Here is an 18,301-nt window from a genome sequence, read left to right as displayed (position 1 = left end):
CCATGGCCGAGAAGCTGACGCTGGCCGAGAAGGTGTGGAACGACCATATTGTCGCGAAGGGCGAGAACGGCGAACCCGATCTCCTCTACATTGACCTGCAGCTCCTGCACGAGGTGACCTCCCCGCAGGCCTTCGACGGACTGCGTCTGGCCGGCCGCAAGCTGCGCCGCCCGGACCTGCACCTGGCCACCGAGGACCACAACGTCCCCACCGAGGGCATCGAGACCGGCTCCCTCCTGGAGATCAAGGAGGCCACCTCCCGCACGCAGGTCGAGACCCTGCGTCGCAACTGTGAGGAGTTCGGCATCCGCCTGCACCCCATGGGTGATGTCAAGCAGGGCATCGTCCACACCGTCGGCCCGCAGCTCGGCGCCACCCAGCCCGGCATGACGATTGTCTGCGGCGACTCCCACACCTCCACCCACGGTGCTTTCGGTTCCATCGCCATGGGCATCGGCACCTCCGAGGTCGAGCACGTCATGGCCACCCAGACGCTGCCGCTCAAGCCTTTCAAGACCATGGCCATCGAGGTCTCCGGCGTGCTGCAGGAGGGTGTCACCGCCAAGGACCTCATCCTGGCGATCATCGCCAAGATCGGCACCGGCGGCGGCCAGGGCCACATCATCGAATACCGCGGCGAGGCCATCGAGAAGCTCTCGATGGAGGCCCGCATGACCATCTGCAACATGTCGATTGAGGCCGGTGCCCGCGCCGGCATGGTCGCCCCCGACCAGAAGACCTTCGACTACGTTCAGGGCCGCGAGTTCGCCCCGACCGGCGCCGACTGGGACGCGGCGGTCGAGTACTGGAAGACCCTGCCCACCGACGAGGGTGCCGAGTTCGACACCGTCGTCGAGATCGACGGCTCCGCCCTTACCCCCTTCATCACCTGGGGCACCAACCCCGGCCAGGGCCTGCCCCTGTCCGCCAACGTGCCGGACCCGGAGGACTTCACCAACGACTCCGACAAGGCCGCCGCCGAGAAGGCCCTGGCCTACATGGACCTCACGCCGGGCACCCCGCTGCGTGACATCGCCATCGACACCGTCTTCCTCGGTTCCTGCACCAACGCCCGCATCGAGGACCTGCGCGCCGCCGCCGAGGTCGTCCAGGGCCGCACCATCGCCGCGAACACCCGCATGCTCGTAGTCCCCTCCTCCACCATGGTCAAGGAGCAGGCCGAGGACGAGGGACTGGACAAGATCTTCACCGACTTCGGCGCCGAGTGGCGTACCGCCGGCTGCTCCATGTGCCTGGGTATGAACCCGGACCAGCTCGCCCCCGGTGAGCGCTCCGCCTCCACCTCGAACCGCAACTTCGAGGGCCGCCAGGGCCCGGGGGGTCGCACCCACCTCGTGTCCCCGCCGGTCGCCGCCGCCACCGCTGTCGCAGGCCACCTGGCCAGCCCCGCCGACCTGTAGAAGGAGTTAAGAATCCATGGAGAAGTTCACTACCCACACCGGCGTCGGCGTGCCGCTGACCCGCTCAAATGTCGACACCGACCAGATCATCCCCGCCGTCTACCTCAAGCGTGTCACCCGCACCGGCTTCGAGGACGGGTTGTTCGCGGGTTGGCGCAAGGACGAGGATTTCATCCTCAACCAGGAGCCTTACCGGGAGGGTTCCGTGCTCGTCGCTGGCCCTGACTTCGGCACCGGCTCCTCCCGCGAGCACGCCGTGTGGGCGCTCATGGATTACGGCTTCCGCGTCGTGCTCTCCCCGCGCTTCGCCGACATCTTCCGCGGCAACTCCGGCAAGGCCGGCCTGCTCGCCGCCCAGATGGAGGAAGCCGACATCGAGCTGTTGTGGAAGCAGCTGGAGGCCGAGCCGGGCCTGGAGATTACCGTCGACCTCGAGTCCCGCACCGTCACGGCAGGGGAGAACACCTACCTGTTCTCAGTCGACGACTACACCCGCTGGCGCCTCATGGAGGGCCTCGACGACATCGGCCTGACGCTGCGCGACGAGCCCGCCATCACCGCCTACGAGGAGAAGCGCCCGGTGTTCAAGCCGACTATCGTCGGCTAAATGAAACATGTGTCGCTGCAAGTAGTCCTCGGCGTGGCGGCGGCCCTGGCCGTCGTCTCCGCCCTCGTGGATTTCACCACCCTGGCGGAGTTGTCGGGGCAGGCGGATACGTGGGCGTCGATACGCAAGACCCTCGCCCGCACCATCAACTCCGGCTCCGTGTGGGCCGGACTGGGCATCCTCGCAGGTATCAGCGCCGGATCAGGGCGCTGGCTGCGGGGTGGCGCCTTCGGTGCGGGCGTGTTGCTGTTTACCACCGCCCTGCACTACGCGGTGGGCATCGCGGTGGGCATTGTGCCTCCGGACGGATGGGCGTCCAACGCCCACTGGTTCGTGGCCGCCGCGGTGTTCGGCATCCCGCTGGGGCTCATCGGTGTGGCAGCCCACGCACACCGTGCCGCGCGCCTTATCCTCCCGCTCGGCATGTTCGCCGAGCCCTGGGTGACCCGGCGTTTCTTCGGTTTCTACGGCACTCTGCCCGAGCACGTCTCCGAGATTGCCAGCGGCATCATCCTCACCCTGTCCGGGGTGATTCTCGCCGTGGTCCTCATCAGTCGCGGGTATTCTCACAGCCATGACTGACAACCGTTATGAAGAAGGTATCCGCATCCGCCGCGAGGTCATGGGCGACGAGTTCGTCGACGCCGCCTTAGACCGCAACGCCGGCACCGACGGCGAGGACCTCCAGCACCACATCACCGCCACCGTGTGGGGATCCGTGTGGACCCGCGAGGGTCTGCCCAAGCGGGACCGCAGCCTGCTCAACATCGGCATGCTCGTCGCCCTGCGCGCCACCGAGGAACTTCGCGGGCACATCCGCGGCGGCCTGGCTAACGGCCTGACCCGCGAGGAGATCACCGAGGCCATCATCCACGCCTCCGGCTACTGCGGGGCGCCCGCGGCACTATCCGCGATGAAGGTCGCGCAGGAGGTCCTGGAGAACGAACTGGGGCCGAAGAAATAGTCCCTACTTCGCCGGCAGGGGGCTGGTGAGGTAATCCGCCCCCGTCAGCTGGCCCTCATTGAAAGACAGCACCCACACGGACGCCTTCTTCGACTCGATCTCCACGAGCGGGAGGCGCCCGTTGGCGCTCAACCAGGCGATCATGTCCGGGATCGCGGTGCCCTGGGAAACAACGACGGAGGTGCCGCCGGCGTCGATAAGCTCTTGGAAACGCTGCTGGCACTTCGCGGGCTGCTCCACATACGCCTGATCGCCGAACATCTCATCGACCGTGATCTCCACGCCGAGCTCATCCGCCAGAGGAGCGGCCGTAGCCTGGCAACGCTCCGGCTCGGCGGAATAGACAGCCACCGGCTTATAGGGCAGGAGCATGGGCACAAGCATTTCCGCCTGACGGCGGCCCTTCTTGTCCAGCGGGCGCAGGTTATCATCGCCGTCCCAGTTGCGCCGCTGATGCGCGCGGCCATGCCGGATGTAGAGCACCCGGGAGGTGGCGGGCAGGCGGAAACGCTTCTCCGCCTTATCCAGCACATGGCGGTCAACCTCATAGGAAAGCCGTTCGCGGGCCTGCGCGATGGGCAGCCAGACCAGCTCATCGACTTCGTCGTTGGGGGTGAACTCACCGCCGAGGACCTCACCCGTCCAGTAGTAGACCACCTTGGTGCGGTCGCCGACCGGATAGGTCACCTTGCCCAGCAGCTTGCCTAGACGGATCTCATAACCGGTCTCCTCGAGGATCTCGCGGGCCGCGGTGGTGGGCAGCGACTCACCCGGATCGACCTTGCCTTTGGCCAGGGACCAGTCGTCGTAGGAGGGACGGTGAATGAGCGCGACCTCGACGGAATCCAGGTCAGAGAGGTCACCACGCCACAGGACAGCCCCCGCGGCAAGCATCGAACGGCGAAACTCCTTCGCCGGGTCAGCGGGGATAACCTGGTGCCGACCGTTGACCAGCAGCTCGGGAACCTGATCCTTGTCAACCTCGTGCGGCTGCTTATTCTTCGGCATGATTTTCCTCCGACGTCGGTTCCGGTTGTACTTCCCACCCATTTTTCCCCACCTCCGGCTGATTCGCAGCACCAACCCATCCTCTAAGCTAGTTTGCAGACGAAACGGATAAGGAGCAGCGCGTGGTCAACGTAGCGATCATGGGTGCCGGATCATGGGGTACCACCCTGGCGAAGGTTTTCGCCGACGCCGGTAACACCGTCACATTGTGGGCCCGCCGGACGGAGTTGGCCGAGCAGATCCGCACCACCCGCGCCAACCCGGATTATCTGCCTGACATCCGTCTGCCGGAATCGGTGGTGGCCACCGATGATGCTCAGCGGGCCCTGGATTCGGCCGCTGTCGTGGTGTTCGCCGTGCCGAGCCAGACGATGCGCGACAACCTCACCTCGTGGACGCCCCTGCTGCCTTCGGATGCCACCCTGGTAAGCATTTCCAAGGGCGTGGAAACCGACACCCACCTGCGGATGAGCGAGGTCATCGCCGAGATCACCGGTGCCGACACCGGACGCATCGCCGTGCTCTCCGGGCCTAACTTGGCCCGGGAGATCGCCGAGGAACAGCCCGCCGCCACCGTCATCGCCTGTGCCGATGAGAACCGCGCCAAGCTCGTCCAGGCGGCGGTGGCCACCCCCTATTTGCGCCCTTACACCAACACCGATGTCGTCGGGGTCGAGCTCGGTGGCGCCTGCAAGAACGTCATCGCCTTGGCCTGTGGTGTGGCCACCGGCCTCGGATTCGGCGAGAACACGCTGGCCACCATCATCACCCGCGGTCTGGCCGAGATCTCCCGCCTGGGGCATGCGTTGGGCGCGGATCAGCGCACTTTCGCTGGCCTCGCGGGTCTGGGCGACCTGGTGGCCACGTGCTCCTCGCCACTGTCGCGTAACCGTTCCTTCGGGGTCCGCCTCGGTGAAGGCGGCACCCTGGAGGAGGCGAAGAAGGCCACCCACGGGCAGGTCGCGGAGGGTGTGATCTCCTCGAACTCGGTGTTCCAGCTGGCCCAGGCTAACAAGGTGGAGATGCCGATCACCCAGGCCGTGTACGCCGTGTGCCACCGCGGGCTGGATGTGCGGGATATGATCGCCGAGTTGATGGGGCGCTCCAAGAAGGCTGAGTGAGGTCGCGGTAGGCTTCCTGGCTATGGAACAGCGCATCACAGTCGGCGTCATCTACGGCGGCCGCAGCACCGAGCATGAGATCTCCTGCGTGTCCGCAGGCGCGGTCATGAGCCACCTCGATCCCGAGAAGTACCAGGTCATCCCCATCGGCATCACGAAGGATGGCATGTGGACGGTCGGGGAGTCCGACTACTCTCGGCTGCAGATCCGGGACGGTGAGCTGCCGGGCGTCGAGAAGCGGGAAGAACTGGCGCTGTCGCTGGACCCCGCCGATAACGGCCTGATCCTCAACCTGGATTCCGGCCAGCCGCACATGCGTATCGACGTCGCCTTCCCCGTCCTCCACGGCCCCTTCGGCGAGGACGGCACCATTCAGGGCATGTTGGAGCTCATCGGCCTGCCCTATGTCGGTGCCGGGGTGCTGGCCTCGGCCTGCGGGATGGACAAGGAGTTCACCAAGAAGCTCGCCGCCGCGGAGGGACTGCCGATCACCGCGGAACTGATCCTGCGCGGGGCCGAAACCGACATCCCCGAGGTGGAAAAGCAGCGCCTGGGGCTGCCGGTGTTCGTCAAGCCGGCGCGCGGCGGATCCTCCATTGGTGTGTCCCGGGTCACCGAGTGGGAGCAGCTGCCCGCGGCTATCGCCAGCGCGCGTGAATCCGATGACAAGGTCATCATCGAGGCCGAGATCATCGGCGATGAGGTAGAGGTCGGGGTCCTCGAGTACCCCGACGGCTCACTCGTGGCATCCGTGCCGGCGAAGCTCAACGGCACCGGCGACTCGGAGGAGGGTTTCTACGGCTTCGAGACGAAATACCTCGACGATGTCGTCAGCCCCACCATCCCCGCGCCCTACGCCGAGGACGTCAACGACTCGCTCCGCGCCTTGGCGGTGGAGACGTTCCGGGCCCTGAACTGCCAGGGCCTGTCCCGCGTGGACTTCTTCCTCACAGCGGATGGCCCGGTGCTCAACGAGATCAACACCATGCCCGGGTTCACGCCGATCTCCATGTACCCGCAGGTGTTCGCCGCCTCGGGGGTGGCCTACGAGGAGCTTCTCGACGTCCTCGTGGCTACTGCTCTTGAGTCTGCTCGGCGATAACATCACCGAGCTGCACCAGTACCTCGCTGCTCACATCCTGCGGGGTGCTCACGGCGATGTCGGTTTCCCGGCCCAACGCGAACCAGGTGCCCGCGGTCGTGCCGGACGCCAGGACGGTGTCCTCGAACCAGACGATGTCGTTGACCTGGTTGAGCTGGATGCCCGGCTCGTAGTTCTCCGGCGGCGCGACACCGCAGCGCAGCACGATCGGCTCGCGACCATCGGCGGTCCAGGCGACGGTATGGTCCTCGGGGACATAAATGCGCTGGTAGTCGGTGGCGACGGTTTCCGGCAGGGCGGTGAGCAGATCCCCACACACGTCCGTGTCGCCGGAGGCCAGCTGGGACAGCGGCGCGGGGAAAGGCTCGTGTGAGGCGGTGGGCAGTGCGGCGACGGCCTCGCTCAGCTCGCTGATCGGCTCTTCCGCCCGGCCCAGGCCCTCGGCATCGGCGGTCACGGCCACCACCTGCTTGCGGTCGACGGTGTACCAGGTCTGCAGGGTGGATCCGGGGGTGGCGTCGGTGATGCGCAGCCACTCCACCCCGTCGACCTGTTCGGTCGGGGCGTAGGCGGTGTACTGCAGGGGAAGGTCCACGCCGCAGCGCAGGGTGACTCGCTCGGTGGAACTCGATGCCCAGGCGGCGACACCGTCGGGAGCGGGTTCAGCGATCTCGGCGCGGTCATGGCCGATGAGCTCAGCGGGGAGGGTGTTTATGAAGGATGCGCATTCGGGGGAGTCCGCCAGGGGGGCCGGCAAGTCGCTCATGGGGACCGGCTGCTTGGCGGCGCGGTCGAAGACGACTTTCGCGCCGATGACAACACCGAGAACCAGAGCGACCGCCAACACCAGGGAGAGGTAGATGGCGGTTCGACCGGAACGACTAGGTTGGTAAGCGGAGCTCATGTATGTGAAGTCTATCGAAAGGGTCCGCGTGACCAGCTTTCCCGCCCACTTTAGGGGCCCGACGCTCGGTGACGTCGGTGAACACCGCGCCATCGAGGTGATTGTCGCGGCGGCACCCTCGCGACGCAACGGTGATGATGCGGCGGTCCTCAGCCATGCTTCCCCGAATTCCCGGGCGGTGGCGACGACGGACATGCTCATCGAGGGACGTCATTTCCGGGTCGATTGGTCCACGCCGGAGGAGATCGGGCAGAAGGCGATAGTGCAGAATTTCGCCGATATTGAGGCGATGGGTGCGCGCCCCATCGCGGCTTTGCTGGCGGTCTCCGCCCCGGCGCATACCCCGGTGTCCTATCTGCGGGGGATCGCCGAAGGCATCCACTCGAAGGTGGGGGAGTATTCCGCGGAACTGGTCGGCGGTGACCTGACCGCAGGTAATGATCTGGTGCTGTCAGTCACGGCGATCGGCTCTCTGGGAGGTTCGCGCCCGGAGCTCACTCTGGATCGGGCGCGGCCCGGGCAGCGCGTCGTCGCGCACGGCATGCTCGGTTGGTCGGCCGCGGGCCTGGCCTTGTTGGATCGTTTCGGCCGTGACGTGCCGGAGAACTTGCGCCCGCTTATCGACGCCCACTGCGCCCCCCGCCTCACCCCCGGCCGCGGGGTGGTGGCGCGCGCGACTGGCGCCACCGCCATGACCGATAACTCCGATGGTCTCATCGTCGACCTCACCACCATTGCGCGACGATCCGGGGTCGGCATCGATCTGCATTCCGCCGACATCGCCCCACCCACGTTGCTGTGGGAGGCCGCCGAGCTTCTCGACGCCGACCCCTGGGAATGGGTCCTCACCGGCGGCGAGGACCACACTCTGCTGGCCACCACCGCCGGCGACCCGCCCTCCGGTTTCTCGGTCATCGGCCGGGTCATCCGCGGCGAAGGAGTCACCGTCGACGGCCAGGACCCCAAGTACGGCCACGGGTGGGTGAGCTTTTAATGGCACTGCCTGTACATGAATCCTGGAGGGCGGCGCTGGCGGGCGTCGAGAAGCAGATCCATGACCTGGGGGATTTCCTGCGCGCCGAACCGGCCTACCTGCCGGCCGGGGACGATATCCTGCGGGCATTCCAGGACCCATTCGACGAGGTCAAGGTGCTCATCGTCGGGCAGGATCCCTATCCCACGCCCGGACATGCGATGGGACTGAGCTTCTCGACGCGCCCCGGCATCCGCCCCCCACGCAGCCTGGTCAACATCTACCGGGAGCTCAAGGAGGATGTGGGTGTAGAACCGCCTGCCGACGGGGACCTCACCCCCTGGTCCCGGCAGGGAGTGCTGCTGCTCAACCGGGTGCTCACCGTGCGCCCTGGTGAGGCCGCCTCCCACCGCGGGAAGGGCTGGGAGGCGGTGACGGAGGCCGCCATTCGGGCGCTGACTTCCCGGGACAGACCGCTGGTGGCCATCCTGTGGGGCCGTGACGCCCAGTCGGCCGCCCGCTTCCTGGGGGATACCCCACGTATTGAATCCCCGCACCCCTCACCACTGTCTGCCTCCCGCGGTTTCTTCGGCTCCCGCCCCTTTTCGCGGGCGAATGCCTATCTGGAGTCTGTTGGAGCCGAACCGGTCGACTGGCGGCTGTAGACTACGGCGTTATGCCCTATCCGCGAGAGCTCGACGGTCCCCGCCTGCACACCTGGGCGGCGCGCGCCGTCGCCGAACTGTCCGCCCGCCGCGCGGAGATCAACGCTCTCAACGTGTTCCCGGTCCCCGATGCCGATACCGGCTCCAATATGACCCACACCATGGAGGCGGCGCTGAAGGAGGCCGACAAGTTGCCCGCGGGCACTGGAGCCCCGGAGGTGGCCGCCGCCTTGGCCAGCGGTAGCGTGCGCGGGGCGCGCGGCAACTCCGGGCTGGTGTTATCTCAGGTCTTGCGTGCCGTCGCCGATTCCGCCGCCCGCGGTCCCATCGACGCAGCCAGCATTGCGCGTTCCCTCACACTCGCTGTCTCCCTGGTGGACCGGGCGATCGCGGAGCCGGTGGAGGGCACCGTCATCACCGTGTTGCGGGCAGCCGCCGGGGCCGCGGAATCCGCGGAGGGGGACCTGCATGCGGTTGTCAGCGCTGCTTTCTCCGCGGCCCGCACCGCCCTGGCGAAGACCCCCTCCCAACTGGACGTCCTGCGCGAGGCGGGGGTCGTGGACGCAGGCGGCGCCGGTTTCGTGGTCCTCCTGGAGACCTTGATCGCCGAGATCGAGGGCACCCAGGTGCAGGCACAGGTGGATATCACCCCCAATGGACCGGCCCCCGAGCTCGAGGTGACCTTCTTCTTCCACGGCGATCTCGATCAACTGCAGTCACTGCTCGGGCCGCTCGGTGACAGCCTGGTCATCGCCCGCGCGGACGATACTTCCGGGCGCGTGCACATTCACTCCCGCGACGCGGGCAGGGTCATCGAGACCGCCTTCGGGGCCGGCGCCGTCACTGACCTGCGGCTGGAGGTGCTTCCCGACGCCCCCCAAGTCGAGGCCCCCCGCCGCGTCGTCGTCGCCGTCACCCCACCCGGCTCCGTCGCGGAGCTCTACCGGGAGGCCGGGGCAGTGGTGGTCACGCCGGGCGACAACGTAGTCACCGAGATCCTCGCCCAGGTGCGCACCTCCCGCGCCCAGGAACTGATCCTGTTGCCTAACGGCCTGCTCGATCGCCGCCAGTTGGTCTCTGTGGAACGCTCCACCCACGCCTTCGAGCAGACTTTCACCATTGTGCCCACCAGCCGCTTGGTCACCGGAATCGCGGCGTTGAGCGTCCACGATCCGGAAGCCCCCATCGGGGTGGCCGCCTACACCATGACCGAGGCCGCCACCGCGATGCGCACCGATATCATCTGCGATGCCACAGGCAGCATCGAGGACGCGACCGAGGCCGCCTGCCGTAATCTCCTGTCCGCGGGCGGCGAGCACGTTATCCTGCTGACGGGGACGGAACTGGACGTCGATAAGCTTGATGCGGCGCTCGACGTCGATGTCATGTCCTTCCCCGCCGACGGCTTGGGGCATCTGGTGGAGATCGGGGTGGAGTAGCATGCTCGGGTGGCGTGATGAACGGCTTCTGAAAGACGTGCTGCCCGCGAAAGAGGCGAAGGCGCTGGATAAGGCCTTCGGTTACACCACCTGCATGGAAGTGCTGGAGCATTTCCCGCGCGCCTGGTCACGGCACGGATCCGAAGTGCTGGCTGACGACGCCGATGAAGGTGACATCATCACCTGCGTCGGTGAGGTGCTGTCGATTTCCGATTATCACCGGGACAAGCGCATCATCACCCGCGTGGTGCTCAGTGACGGGCACACCCGTTTCGTCGCCTCCTTTTTCAACTCGGCTTTTGTCAAACGCATCCTGAGCCCCGGTAAACGGGCGATGTTCTCCGGTAAGCTGCGCTTCTTCCGCAACGAACCCCAGCTGCAGCACCCTGATTTCCTCATCCTGCCCGCCCCGGGAGAGCGGATGGCCGGCACCGGATCGCTGAAGACACTGTCGCTCTACGGTGAGCCCGATGAGCTTTTCGACGGCCTCGACTTCATCCCCATCTATCCCGCCACCGCCAGTATGGCCTCGTGGCGGATCATGGCGGCGGTGCGCCACATCCTGGAGACGCTGCCGCCCGTCGCCGAACCCCTCGGCGAGGTGCCCACTGGTCTGCCGAGCTTCGATGAGGCCATCCGCGGCGTGCACTTCCCCGGACCGGAAGGCCCCGAGCCGCATAAACAGCGCCTGAAATACAACGAGGCGCTCACGCTCGGGCTGGTCATGGCGTTGCGTCGCCTAGAAACCTTGCGTCGCGACGCCCCGCCCCTTAACCCCATCGACGAAGGCCACCGCACCGGCCTGCTGCGCGCCCTGCCCTATGAACTGACCTCCGGGCAGCTCGATGTCGTCGCCGAGATCGCCGCCGACCTTGACTCCGGTGACCCCATGAGCCGCCTGCTCCAAGGTGAGGTCGGCTCCGGCAAGACGATCGTCTCGCTGATCGCCATGCTGCAGGCCGTCGACGCCGGTCACCAATGCGCCCTGCTCGCGCCCACCGAAGTCCTCGCCGTGCAGCACGCCCGCACCCTCACCACCTTGCTTGCCGACGCCGGCGTCACCGCCACCGTCGTCGCCCTCACCGGATCCATGCCGGTACCCGTCAAACGCCAGGCGTTGCTGGACATCGTGTCAGGGCAGGCCGACATCGTGGTGGGCACGCACGCCATCATCCAGGACACCGTGGAGTTCTTCTCCCTCGGCCTGGTGGTGGTGGATGAGCAGCACCGCTTCGGCGTGGAACAGCGCGCCCGCCTGCGTTCCAAAGGCCGCGACGGGCTCACCCCGCACCTGCTCGTCATGACAGCGACCCCCATCCCACGCACCATCGCCATGACGGTGTTCGGCGATCTCGCCGTATCGACCCTGCGGGAGTTGCCCGGCGGTAGGCGGCCCATCGAATCCGTCGTGGTACCCGAGGCGCGTCCCACCTGGGTGCGCCGCGCCATCACCCGCATCGGCCAGGAGGTCGAAGCCGGCCGCCAGGCCTACGTCGTCTGCCCCCGCATCGAAGGCGACGGCGGAGTGCTCGAGGTATTTGACATCCTCGGCATGGGGCCCTTCCGCAACTTCACCGTCGGCTACCTCCACGGCCGCATGCCCGGTGAGGAGAAAGACCTCATGATGCAGCGTTTCGCCGCCGGGGAAATCCAGATCCTCGTGTCCACCACGGTCATCGAGGTCGGCGTCGACGTCCCCAACGCCACCGTCATGCTCATCCGCGAATCCGAACTCTTCGGCGTCTCCCAGCTCCACCAGCTGCGCGGCCGCGTCGGCCGTGGCGGGCACGCCTCCCTGTGCCTGTTCCACACCAAAGCCAGCCCGATTTCCGATGCCGGGCAGCGGATCGCCGCCGTAGCCGCGACCTCTGATGGTTTCGAGCTCGCCGAACTCGACCTGGAATACCGGCAGGAAGGTGACGTCCTGGGCACCAGCCAGTCCGGCGCCGCCAAAACCGTCCGCCTACTTAACCTGCTGCGCGATCTGGACATCATCGACCGCGCCAACACCGACGCCACCGCCCTCGTCGACCGCCACCCCCTCCTCGCGCAACGCCTCGTTCTGGAGATCGACCGCGAGGATCGGGAGTATCTGGAGAAAAGCTAGTCTTGAGGGCATGAATATCTGCGCCCCCTTCGCTGGCATCGTGCGTTTCCACGTCGCCGCCGGTGATCAGGTCACCACCGGTGACCCTCTGGCCACTGTCGAGGCCGTGAAACTCGAGGCCCCCGTGCTAGCCCCCGGCCCGGGGACCGTTTCCCGAGTGGCTGCGGAGGACTTCGCAGACGTGCTCGGCGGCGACCTGCTCATGGAGGTCAGCGAATGACCCGCATCATTTCCGGGGAGGCCCGCGGCCGGAAGATCAAGGTCCCGCCCGCCGGTACGCGCCCCACCTCCGACCGCGCGCGTGAGGGACTGTTCTCCTCACTGCAGGTCCGTTTTGGTTTCACCGATGCCCGCGTGCTCGATCTCTTCGCCGGCTCCGGCGCGCTCGGCCTGGAGGCTGCCTCCCGTGGGGCCGCTGAGGTGGTCCTCGTGGAGAACAACCCTGCCGCGGTGAAGATCATTGAGCATAACGCGGGCGTCGTGAAGCATCCTCACGTGACCATCGAGGAGATGAAGGCCTCCACCTACCTGGCGCACGCCCCGCATAACTACTTCGACATGGTGCTGGCCGACCCGCCTTATGAGCTCAGCGACGAGGCTGTCGTCGAAATGCTGGAGGCCCTACGCCCCGTGCTTGTCGACGGCGCCGCCGTCGTCATCGAGCGCCACGTCTCCTCCCCGGAGACCGCCTGGCCGGCGGAGTACACCCCGACCACCCAGAAGCTGAAGAAGCGTACCTACGGCATCGCCCGTATGGACATGGCCGTCTACCACCGAGAGGACGAATAAGTGAAAGCCGTCTGCCCCGGATCCTTCGATCCGGTGACCATGGGTCACCTCGACATCTACCGGCGTGCCGCCAGCCACTTCGATGAAGTCGTCGTGCTGGTCACCGCCAACCCCAACAAGCACTCCGGATTGTTCACCGTCGACGAGCGCATGGACCTCATCCGGCGTTCCACCGCGGATGTGCCCAATATCAGCGTCGACTGGTGGGGTGGTCTGCTTGTCGACTACACCAACCAACATGGGATCTCCGCGCTGGTGAAGGGTCTGCGCACCGCCCTGGACTATGAGTATGAGTTGCCCATGGCCCAGATGAACCGGCGTCTCTCTGGCATCGACACGTTCTTCCTGCTCACCGATGAAAAATACGGTTATATCTCTTCCTCCCTGTGCAAGGAAGTCGCCAAATACGGCGGCGACGTCTCCGGTCTGCTGCCCGAACCCGTCGTCGAAGCAGTCAAGGCGAAGTACGCCGCAGTAGGGGAGTAGTCTGAGCGGGTGCTCGCCGAACTCCTTCTGCTCCTCCTCATCGTTCTCGTCGGATCCGCCCTCCAGCGGATCTCCGGCATGGGCCTCGGTCTCGTTGCTGGCCCGGTCCTGGCGGTGACGATGGGCCCGGTGGAGGGCATCCTCGTGGTAAATATCCTCGCGTTCCTCAACGCCGCCGCCACGACTGCCACCGTCCGCGAGTACGTCGACTGGCGCAAGTTCGCCCTGATCGCCTCCGTCCTGGTCATCGGTGCTGTGCCCGGTGCGTTGCTCGTGCGGGAATTCTCCCCGGCGCTGCTGCAGGCCATCGTCGGTGCCCTGCTGCTGCTGGCGCTGGCGGCCACGACCTTCGGGCAGAAATACGTCCCGCCGGTAACCGGAAACGCCCCCGCCGTGGTGGCCGGTATCGTCGGTGGCTTCATGAACACCCTGGCCGGTATCGCCGGGCCCGCGATCACGGTGTACGCGCAGGCGTCACGCTGGGCGCAGCAGTCCTTTGCGGCCACGCTGCAGCCGATTTTCATGGTGGCCGGAGCCATTTCTTTTGGCATCAAGATTCTCCTCGGTGCGGGTGACCTCTCAGACACCAACTGGCTCGTGTGGCCCGTGGGCATCATCGGTATGGCGCTCGGCCTGTGGATCGGCGTCCGCCTCAGTAAGAAGGTCAGCCGACCACGGGCACGCACCCTCGCCCTCCTGCTCGCCACCGCCGGCGGCCTGACTGCTCTCGTGCGCGGCATCAGCGGCCTCGTTTAGCTGGCGCCGGCGCTCCTGCGCTGCCGCCCGGACCCGCTCGTTGCGGGCGTTACGGCGCTGCCGGAAAGTCTGCACCCACTGGCGGTTCTCGCTGGCCAGCGGGCCATCGGACTCGTTCTCCACCCAGCTGCCGTCGGCGAAGAGGAAGATGGCGTTGCCGGTCACGGGGCAGATGATGTAGCGGAAATGGCCAGCTGTCTTGAGGTTGTGGTGTCGGCGGCACAGCTTCCGCAGATTACGGGCGGTGGTTGGCCCACCGTCGTCGTAGTTGACGATGTGGTCGTTGTCGCAGAATTCTCCCGGGGCCTCGCAGCAGGGGAAGATGCACTGGTCATCGATGCCTTCGACGCAGGCCTCGATGTCCTCCGGAGTGCTGTATCCCCGGCTGACCTTGTCGTAGATGATGTCCATATCTCGGATGGTCGCGGCCTTCGCCTCCCACTCCGCGGTACGCTGCGGGTTGAGCCAGCCGGCCCGGGGCAGGTAGGTGGGGGCGCCGGGCACATCGTGGGCCCGGTAGAGGTTGAGGTTGACCGTGACCCCCTCGTCCTCCCCGGTGACCAGCAGCGCGTGTGCCTCCGCGAGGCCGATACCCCGCCTCCGGGCCAGAGCCCGCACCCGCTTATCGACAGCCGCCGCTGAGGCCGCGTCCAGTCGAGCGGACAGGTCGGCGGTTCCGTCGGAGTTGAACTCCACGTGGTAGGTGAGCTGGGGAAGGTCAGGGTCTTCCTGGTCGGTGGTGATCGAGCAATCAAGCTCGTTAACCATCGCCTGGATCCGCTTCTTCATCGCCTTTGGCGAGGGCAGCGGCTGATTAGCGCGGGTGGAGGTGAGGTATGCGGTGATCAGGGAATCCAGCTGCGGGAAGTACTCCCGGTCGGCCATGGCCAAGGCGGATTCAACGGTGCGCAGGCGCTTCATGTCGAGGTGATAGAGCTCCTCAACAAGCGCCCGCAGCTGCGGCAACTCATCGAGGGTGGCGAGGGCGAAGAGGTTGTGTTCGACCGTCCATTTGCCCTCACCCGTGGAACGGACGATGGGAGCGTAGACGGCGTCGGAATCGAGTTGGTTGTCAATGGCATCGGCCTGGCTGCGCCACAGGGTGTACTGAGCTTTGGTGACGGCGGTGGCAGCCACGGCCAGGGGGTCGTCGGGGTTGTTGACTGTGTAGTAGGCGGACACGGGACACACCTCCCAGGGTGTCGCTAGAGTGTTCGTATCGCACTCTAGAGTGTCCACCGGACATGGCTACCCCCGGGGGGTGGAGAAATGCCGCTCTACCTGAGGCTATCCTCGTCCCAGGTAGGGCATGCCCGCGGCAGTCATGGTCACCTGATCGACGCTGACTTCGGCCGGCATCGACGCCACCGCGACCAGCAGGCGGGCAGCCTCCGCGGCGTCGAACATCGGCTCAGAACCGGTGAAGGAACCGAGCAGGGCGGTCTGCGCATTACCTATGTCGAGCTCCGTGGCGGTAATCCCGTAGGGTCGGCCGTCGAGGGAGGTGGAGACCGTCAAGCTGGCCACCGCCGCCTTCGACGCGGCATAGGCGGCGACTCCCGCGCGTGGGGCATGCCCGGCAATAGAACCGTTGTTGATGATGCGCCCACCACCGTTAGCCGCCATCCAGGCAAAAGCGGCTTGGGTGCACAGGAACACGCCGGTGGTGTTCGTGTCGAAGGTACGGCGCCACTCGGTTGCATCAATGGTGTGCAGCTCGCCGGTGGGGCCGGGAACGCCAGCGTTGTTGACCAGCAGATCAAGGCGGCCGAAGTGACCGGTGACCTCGGAAAACGCCGCAGCCACGGAGGACTGCGAAGACACATCGCACTCCACCACCAGGGTCTGAGGCATCCCCGTGGCGGTCTCCTCCAGGGTTTCCCGGGTGCGGCCCAGCAGGGCGACGGACCAACCGTCGGCACCCAGGGCACGGGCGAACATTCTTCCCAGACCACCGCCGGCGCCGGTGACCACTGCAACCTTATTGTCCATGCCGACCATCGTAGAGTGGAGCCCATGATCACCGCGACGAACTGCTCCATCGGACGCACCACCTACCTCGAGGGCCTTGACGCGGCCCCGACGACCAAGGTCGAGCTGTGGTGGCCTTTTGCCTACCCGGACCCTTCCGACGAGGAGATTGACCGTGTCGTTGCGGAGCTCGAACGACGGAACAAGCAGCTCATAGCCCTCAACATGTTCGGTGGGGACCTGGCTGCCGGTGACCGGGGCATCCTGCATGAGCAGGACATGCCCGCCGCGCACCTAGACGCCATCGAGCGTTTCCACGAGAAAACCGGGGTGCGGCGTTTCAACCTGCTACTCGGGCGCGGTGGCACCCAGCTCACGGCAGACCAGGAACGCAGGTTTAACCTGGTGGCGCGGGACGTCGATAAGCGATTCGGGGGAGTGGCCATGGTGGAGCCGATCTCAGCGACCCCGGACTACCCCGTGACCACCGTCGAGCACGCGCGGCCGCTGCTGGAACACGGCGGGTTGCTGCTTGACCTTTATCACCTGGCGGTCAACGATGCTGTCGAGCTGAGTATCACGCCGGAGCATGTGCAGGTGGCGGATAATCCCGGCCGTGGCGCCCCGGGGACGGGGAGCCTGCCCCTGCAGGACTGGATCGATCAGCTCCACGCGCAGGGTTATGCCGGTGAGGTCGCCGGGGAGTGGCTCCCGTGAGCGAACAGTGGGATCTTCTCGACGCCAACCGCCTCCCCCTCGGCCGGACCGCCCAGCGTGCCGCCGGGCTGCACGCTGGTGAGCTACACGTTGTCGTGCATGTGTGCCTGTTCAACCCCCAGGGCGAGATGCTCATCCAACGCCGCACCGACACGAAACCGGACTGGCCGGGCCTGTGGGATTTCTCCGTCGGCGGCAGCGTCCATGCCGGCGAAAGCAGCCGCGAAGGCGCACTCCGCGAAGTCCGGGAGGAGCTCGGCCTGGACATAGAACTGGCCCGGCCCAGCTTCACGTTCAACTTCGAGTACGGTTTCGACGACTTCTACTTGCTGCGTATCGACGTCCCGTTGCCCCTACCGGCAGTCCCCAACGAGGAAGTCGCCGAGGTCCGCTGGGCGGACCGCGACGACGTGATCGGACTGCTGCGCGCGGGAGAATTCATCAACTACCGGGAATCCGCGGTGCGTTTCGTGTTCGACTTCCTCGACCAGAAAAATATCTTCGCCTAGAACAGCGAGGACAAGAACGCGCGGGTGCGGCCTTCCTGCGGGTTATCCAACACCTCGGCGGGGGTACCGGCCTCGATGACGCGGCCGCCGTCCATGAAGACGACAGTATCAGCGACCTCGCGGGCAAACCCCATCTCGTGGGTGACCACGAGCATGGTCATGCCGTCATCGGCCAGCTCGCGCATGACCCGGAGGACCTCGCCGACGAGCTCGGGGTCGAGGGCGGAGGTGGGCTCGTCGAAAAGCATGAGCTTGGGGTCCATCGCGACGGCGCGGGCAATCGCCACGCGCTGCTGCTGGCCACCGGACAGCTGCAACGGGTAGGCGTTGGCCTTGTGCGCCAGGCCAACCTGCTCAAGCAGTTCCAGGGCCCGCTTCTTGGCGGTGGCCACCGGGGTGCCCTTGACGTGGACGGGCGCTTCGATGATGTTGTCCAGCACGGTGCGGTGGGGGAAGAGGTTGAACTGCTGGAAGACCATGCCGATGTCGGCGCGCTGGCGGGCGGCCTCCTTCTCGGAGATCTCGTAGAGCACACCGTCGCGCTCGCGGTAGCCGATCAGATCACCGTCGACGTAGAGGCGACCGGCGGTGACCTTCTCCAGGTGGTTGACACAGCGCAGGAAAGTGGACTTGCCGGAGCCGGAGGGGCCGATGAGGCAGGCCACCTCACCGTGGCGTACCTGCAGGTCAATGCCCTTGAGCACCTCCAGGGAGCCGAAAGATTTGCACACCTGCTGGGCGTCGATCATGAGCTCGGACATG

General features: G+C 66.3%; 20 protein-coding genes. 16 read left to right on the top strand and 4 right to left on the bottom strand.

Translation table 11 applies throughout. The annotated features are described in order from the left end of the window. Window positions 1-2: 2 nt before the first annotated feature. Genes leuC through Q4G50_RS03175 form a run of 4 tightly spaced genes read left to right on the top strand, consistent with a single transcriptional unit; the run spans window position 3 to window position 2,992 of the window. The gene (gene leuC, locus Q4G50_RS03190) at window positions 3-1,421 is read left to right on the top strand and encodes a 3-isopropylmalate dehydratase large subunit (protein WP_303376197.1); all 1,419 of its coding nucleotides are present in this window, start codon (window positions 3-5) and stop codon (window positions 1,419-1,421) included. 16 nt (window positions 1,422-1,437) lie between these two features. Continuing rightward, a complete protein-coding gene (gene leuD / locus Q4G50_RS03185) occupies window positions 1,438-2,028 on the top strand; it encodes a 3-isopropylmalate dehydratase small subunit (protein ID WP_303376196.1) in 591 nt (196 codons plus the stop codon). Further along, window positions 2,029-2,610: a hypothetical protein gene (locus Q4G50_RS03180; protein WP_303376195.1), complete on the top strand. Its 582-nt coding sequence runs from the start codon at window positions 2,029-2,031 to the stop codon at window positions 2,608-2,610. After that, window positions 2,603-2,992: a carboxymuconolactone decarboxylase family protein gene (locus Q4G50_RS03175; protein WP_303376194.1), complete on the top strand. Its 390-nt coding sequence runs from the start codon at window positions 2,603-2,605 to the stop codon at window positions 2,990-2,992. Before Q4G50_RS03180 ends, Q4G50_RS03175 begins: the two co-directional genes overlap by 8 nt. Window positions 2,993-2,995: 3 nt before the next feature. On the opposite strand, the gene Q4G50_RS03170 is transcribed toward Q4G50_RS03175, so the two are convergent. Next, on the bottom strand, window positions 2,996-4,000 hold the full coding sequence (locus tag Q4G50_RS03170; RefSeq protein WP_303376193.1) for a bifunctional NUDIX hydrolase/histidine phosphatase family protein: 1,005 nt from the start codon (window positions 3,998-4,000) through the stop codon (window positions 2,996-2,998). Between the two features lie 140 nt (window positions 4,001-4,140). Here Q4G50_RS03170 and Q4G50_RS03165 point away from each other — a divergent pair, with 140 nt between their 5' ends. Together Q4G50_RS03165 and Q4G50_RS03160 are read left to right on the top strand one after the other, a co-directional pair. Next, window positions 4,141-5,121: an NAD(P)H-dependent glycerol-3-phosphate dehydrogenase gene (locus Q4G50_RS03165; RefSeq protein WP_303376212.1), complete on the top strand. Its 981-nt coding sequence runs from the start codon at window positions 4,141-4,143 to the stop codon at window positions 5,119-5,121. Window positions 5,122-5,143: 22 nt separating this feature from the next. Continuing rightward, window positions 5,144-6,223, top strand: a complete 1,080-nt coding sequence (locus Q4G50_RS03160) for a D-alanine--D-alanine ligase family protein (protein WP_303376192.1) — start codon at window positions 5,144-5,146, stop codon at window positions 6,221-6,223. Here the strand turns inward: Q4G50_RS03160 and Q4G50_RS03155 are convergent. Beyond that, window positions 6,195-7,127, bottom strand: coding sequence for a DUF3515 domain-containing protein (locus Q4G50_RS03155; protein ID WP_303376191.1), 933 nt, complete (start codon window positions 7,125-7,127; stop codon window positions 6,195-6,197). The two genes, Q4G50_RS03160 and Q4G50_RS03155, sit on opposite strands and share 29 nt — an antisense overlap. Window positions 7,128-7,155: 28 nt before the next feature. Between Q4G50_RS03155 and Q4G50_RS03150 the strand changes: the two genes are divergently transcribed. From Q4G50_RS03150 to Q4G50_RS03115, 8 genes are read left to right on the top strand one after another with little or no spacing between them, the layout of a single operon-like run. After that, window positions 7,156-8,121 (top strand): thiamine-phosphate kinase, encoded by a 966-nt coding sequence (locus Q4G50_RS03150; RefSeq protein WP_303376190.1) that lies wholly within the window; start codon window positions 7,156-7,158, stop codon window positions 8,119-8,121. Then, entirely contained in the window at window positions 8,121-8,765 is a 645-nt protein-coding gene (locus Q4G50_RS03145) for a uracil-DNA glycosylase (protein ID WP_303376189.1), read from the top strand. Before Q4G50_RS03150 ends, Q4G50_RS03145 begins: the two co-directional genes overlap by 1 nt. Window positions 8,766-8,776: 11 nt before the next feature. Further along, window positions 8,777-10,204 (top strand): DAK2 domain-containing protein, encoded by a 1,428-nt coding sequence (locus Q4G50_RS03140; protein ID WP_303376188.1) that lies wholly within the window; start codon window positions 8,777-8,779, stop codon window positions 10,202-10,204. Between the two features lies 1 nt (window position 10,205). After that, the gene (locus tag Q4G50_RS03135) at window positions 10,206-12,311 is read left to right on the top strand and encodes an ATP-dependent DNA helicase RecG (RefSeq protein WP_303376187.1); all 2,106 of its coding nucleotides are present in this window, start codon (window positions 10,206-10,208) and stop codon (window positions 12,309-12,311) included. Window positions 12,312-12,321: 10 nt separating this feature from the next. Then, entirely contained in the window at window positions 12,322-12,531 is a 210-nt protein-coding gene (locus Q4G50_RS03130; RefSeq protein ID WP_303376186.1) for a biotin/lipoyl-containing protein, read from the top strand. Next, entirely contained in the window at window positions 12,528-13,100 is a 573-nt protein-coding gene (gene rsmD / locus Q4G50_RS03125) for a 16S rRNA (guanine(966)-N(2))-methyltransferase RsmD (RefSeq protein ID WP_303376185.1), read from the top strand. The genes Q4G50_RS03130 and rsmD overlap by 4 nt, the downstream gene beginning before the upstream one ends. Beyond that, window positions 13,101-13,586 (top strand): pantetheine-phosphate adenylyltransferase, encoded by a 486-nt coding sequence (gene coaD / locus Q4G50_RS03120; protein ID WP_303376184.1) that lies wholly within the window; start codon window positions 13,101-13,103, stop codon window positions 13,584-13,586. Between the two features lie 9 nt (window positions 13,587-13,595). Next, window positions 13,596-14,342 carry a sulfite exporter TauE/SafE family protein gene (locus tag Q4G50_RS03115; protein WP_303376183.1) on the top strand — a complete coding sequence of 249 codons (747 nt, stop codon included), beginning with the start codon at window positions 13,596-13,598 and terminating at the stop codon, window positions 14,340-14,342. Window positions 14,343-15,629: 1,287 nt separating this feature from the next. On the opposite strand, the gene Q4G50_RS03110 is transcribed toward Q4G50_RS03115, so the two are convergent. Continuing rightward, on the bottom strand, window positions 15,630-16,334 hold the full coding sequence (locus tag Q4G50_RS03110) for an SDR family oxidoreductase (protein ID WP_303376182.1): 705 nt from the start codon (window positions 16,332-16,334) through the stop codon (window positions 15,630-15,632). 24 nt (window positions 16,335-16,358) lie between these two features. On the opposite strand from Q4G50_RS03110, the gene Q4G50_RS03105 reads away from it, so the two are divergent. After that, window positions 16,359-17,030, top strand: a complete 672-nt coding sequence (locus tag Q4G50_RS03105; RefSeq protein ID WP_303376181.1) for a TIM barrel protein — start codon at window positions 16,359-16,361, stop codon at window positions 17,028-17,030. Beyond that, window positions 17,027-17,539, top strand: coding sequence for an NUDIX domain-containing protein (locus tag Q4G50_RS03100; protein ID WP_303376180.1), 513 nt, complete (start codon window positions 17,027-17,029; stop codon window positions 17,537-17,539). The genes Q4G50_RS03105 and Q4G50_RS03100 overlap by 4 nt, the downstream gene beginning before the upstream one ends. On the opposite strand, the gene Q4G50_RS03095 is transcribed toward Q4G50_RS03100, so the two are convergent. Next, window positions 17,536-18,300, bottom strand: coding sequence for an amino acid ABC transporter ATP-binding protein (locus tag Q4G50_RS03095; RefSeq protein WP_303376179.1), 765 nt, complete (start codon window positions 18,298-18,300; stop codon window positions 17,536-17,538). The two genes, Q4G50_RS03100 and Q4G50_RS03095, sit on opposite strands and share 4 nt — an antisense overlap. Window position 18,301 lies beyond the last annotated feature (1 nt).

The sequence above is a fragment of the Corynebacterium sp. genome (assembly GCF_030538285.1).
GTDB lineage: Bacteria > Actinomycetota > Actinomycetes > Mycobacteriales > Mycobacteriaceae > Corynebacterium.
Note: the sequence above shows the minus strand (reverse complement) of the source record. Positions and strands in the feature narration are given on the sequence as shown.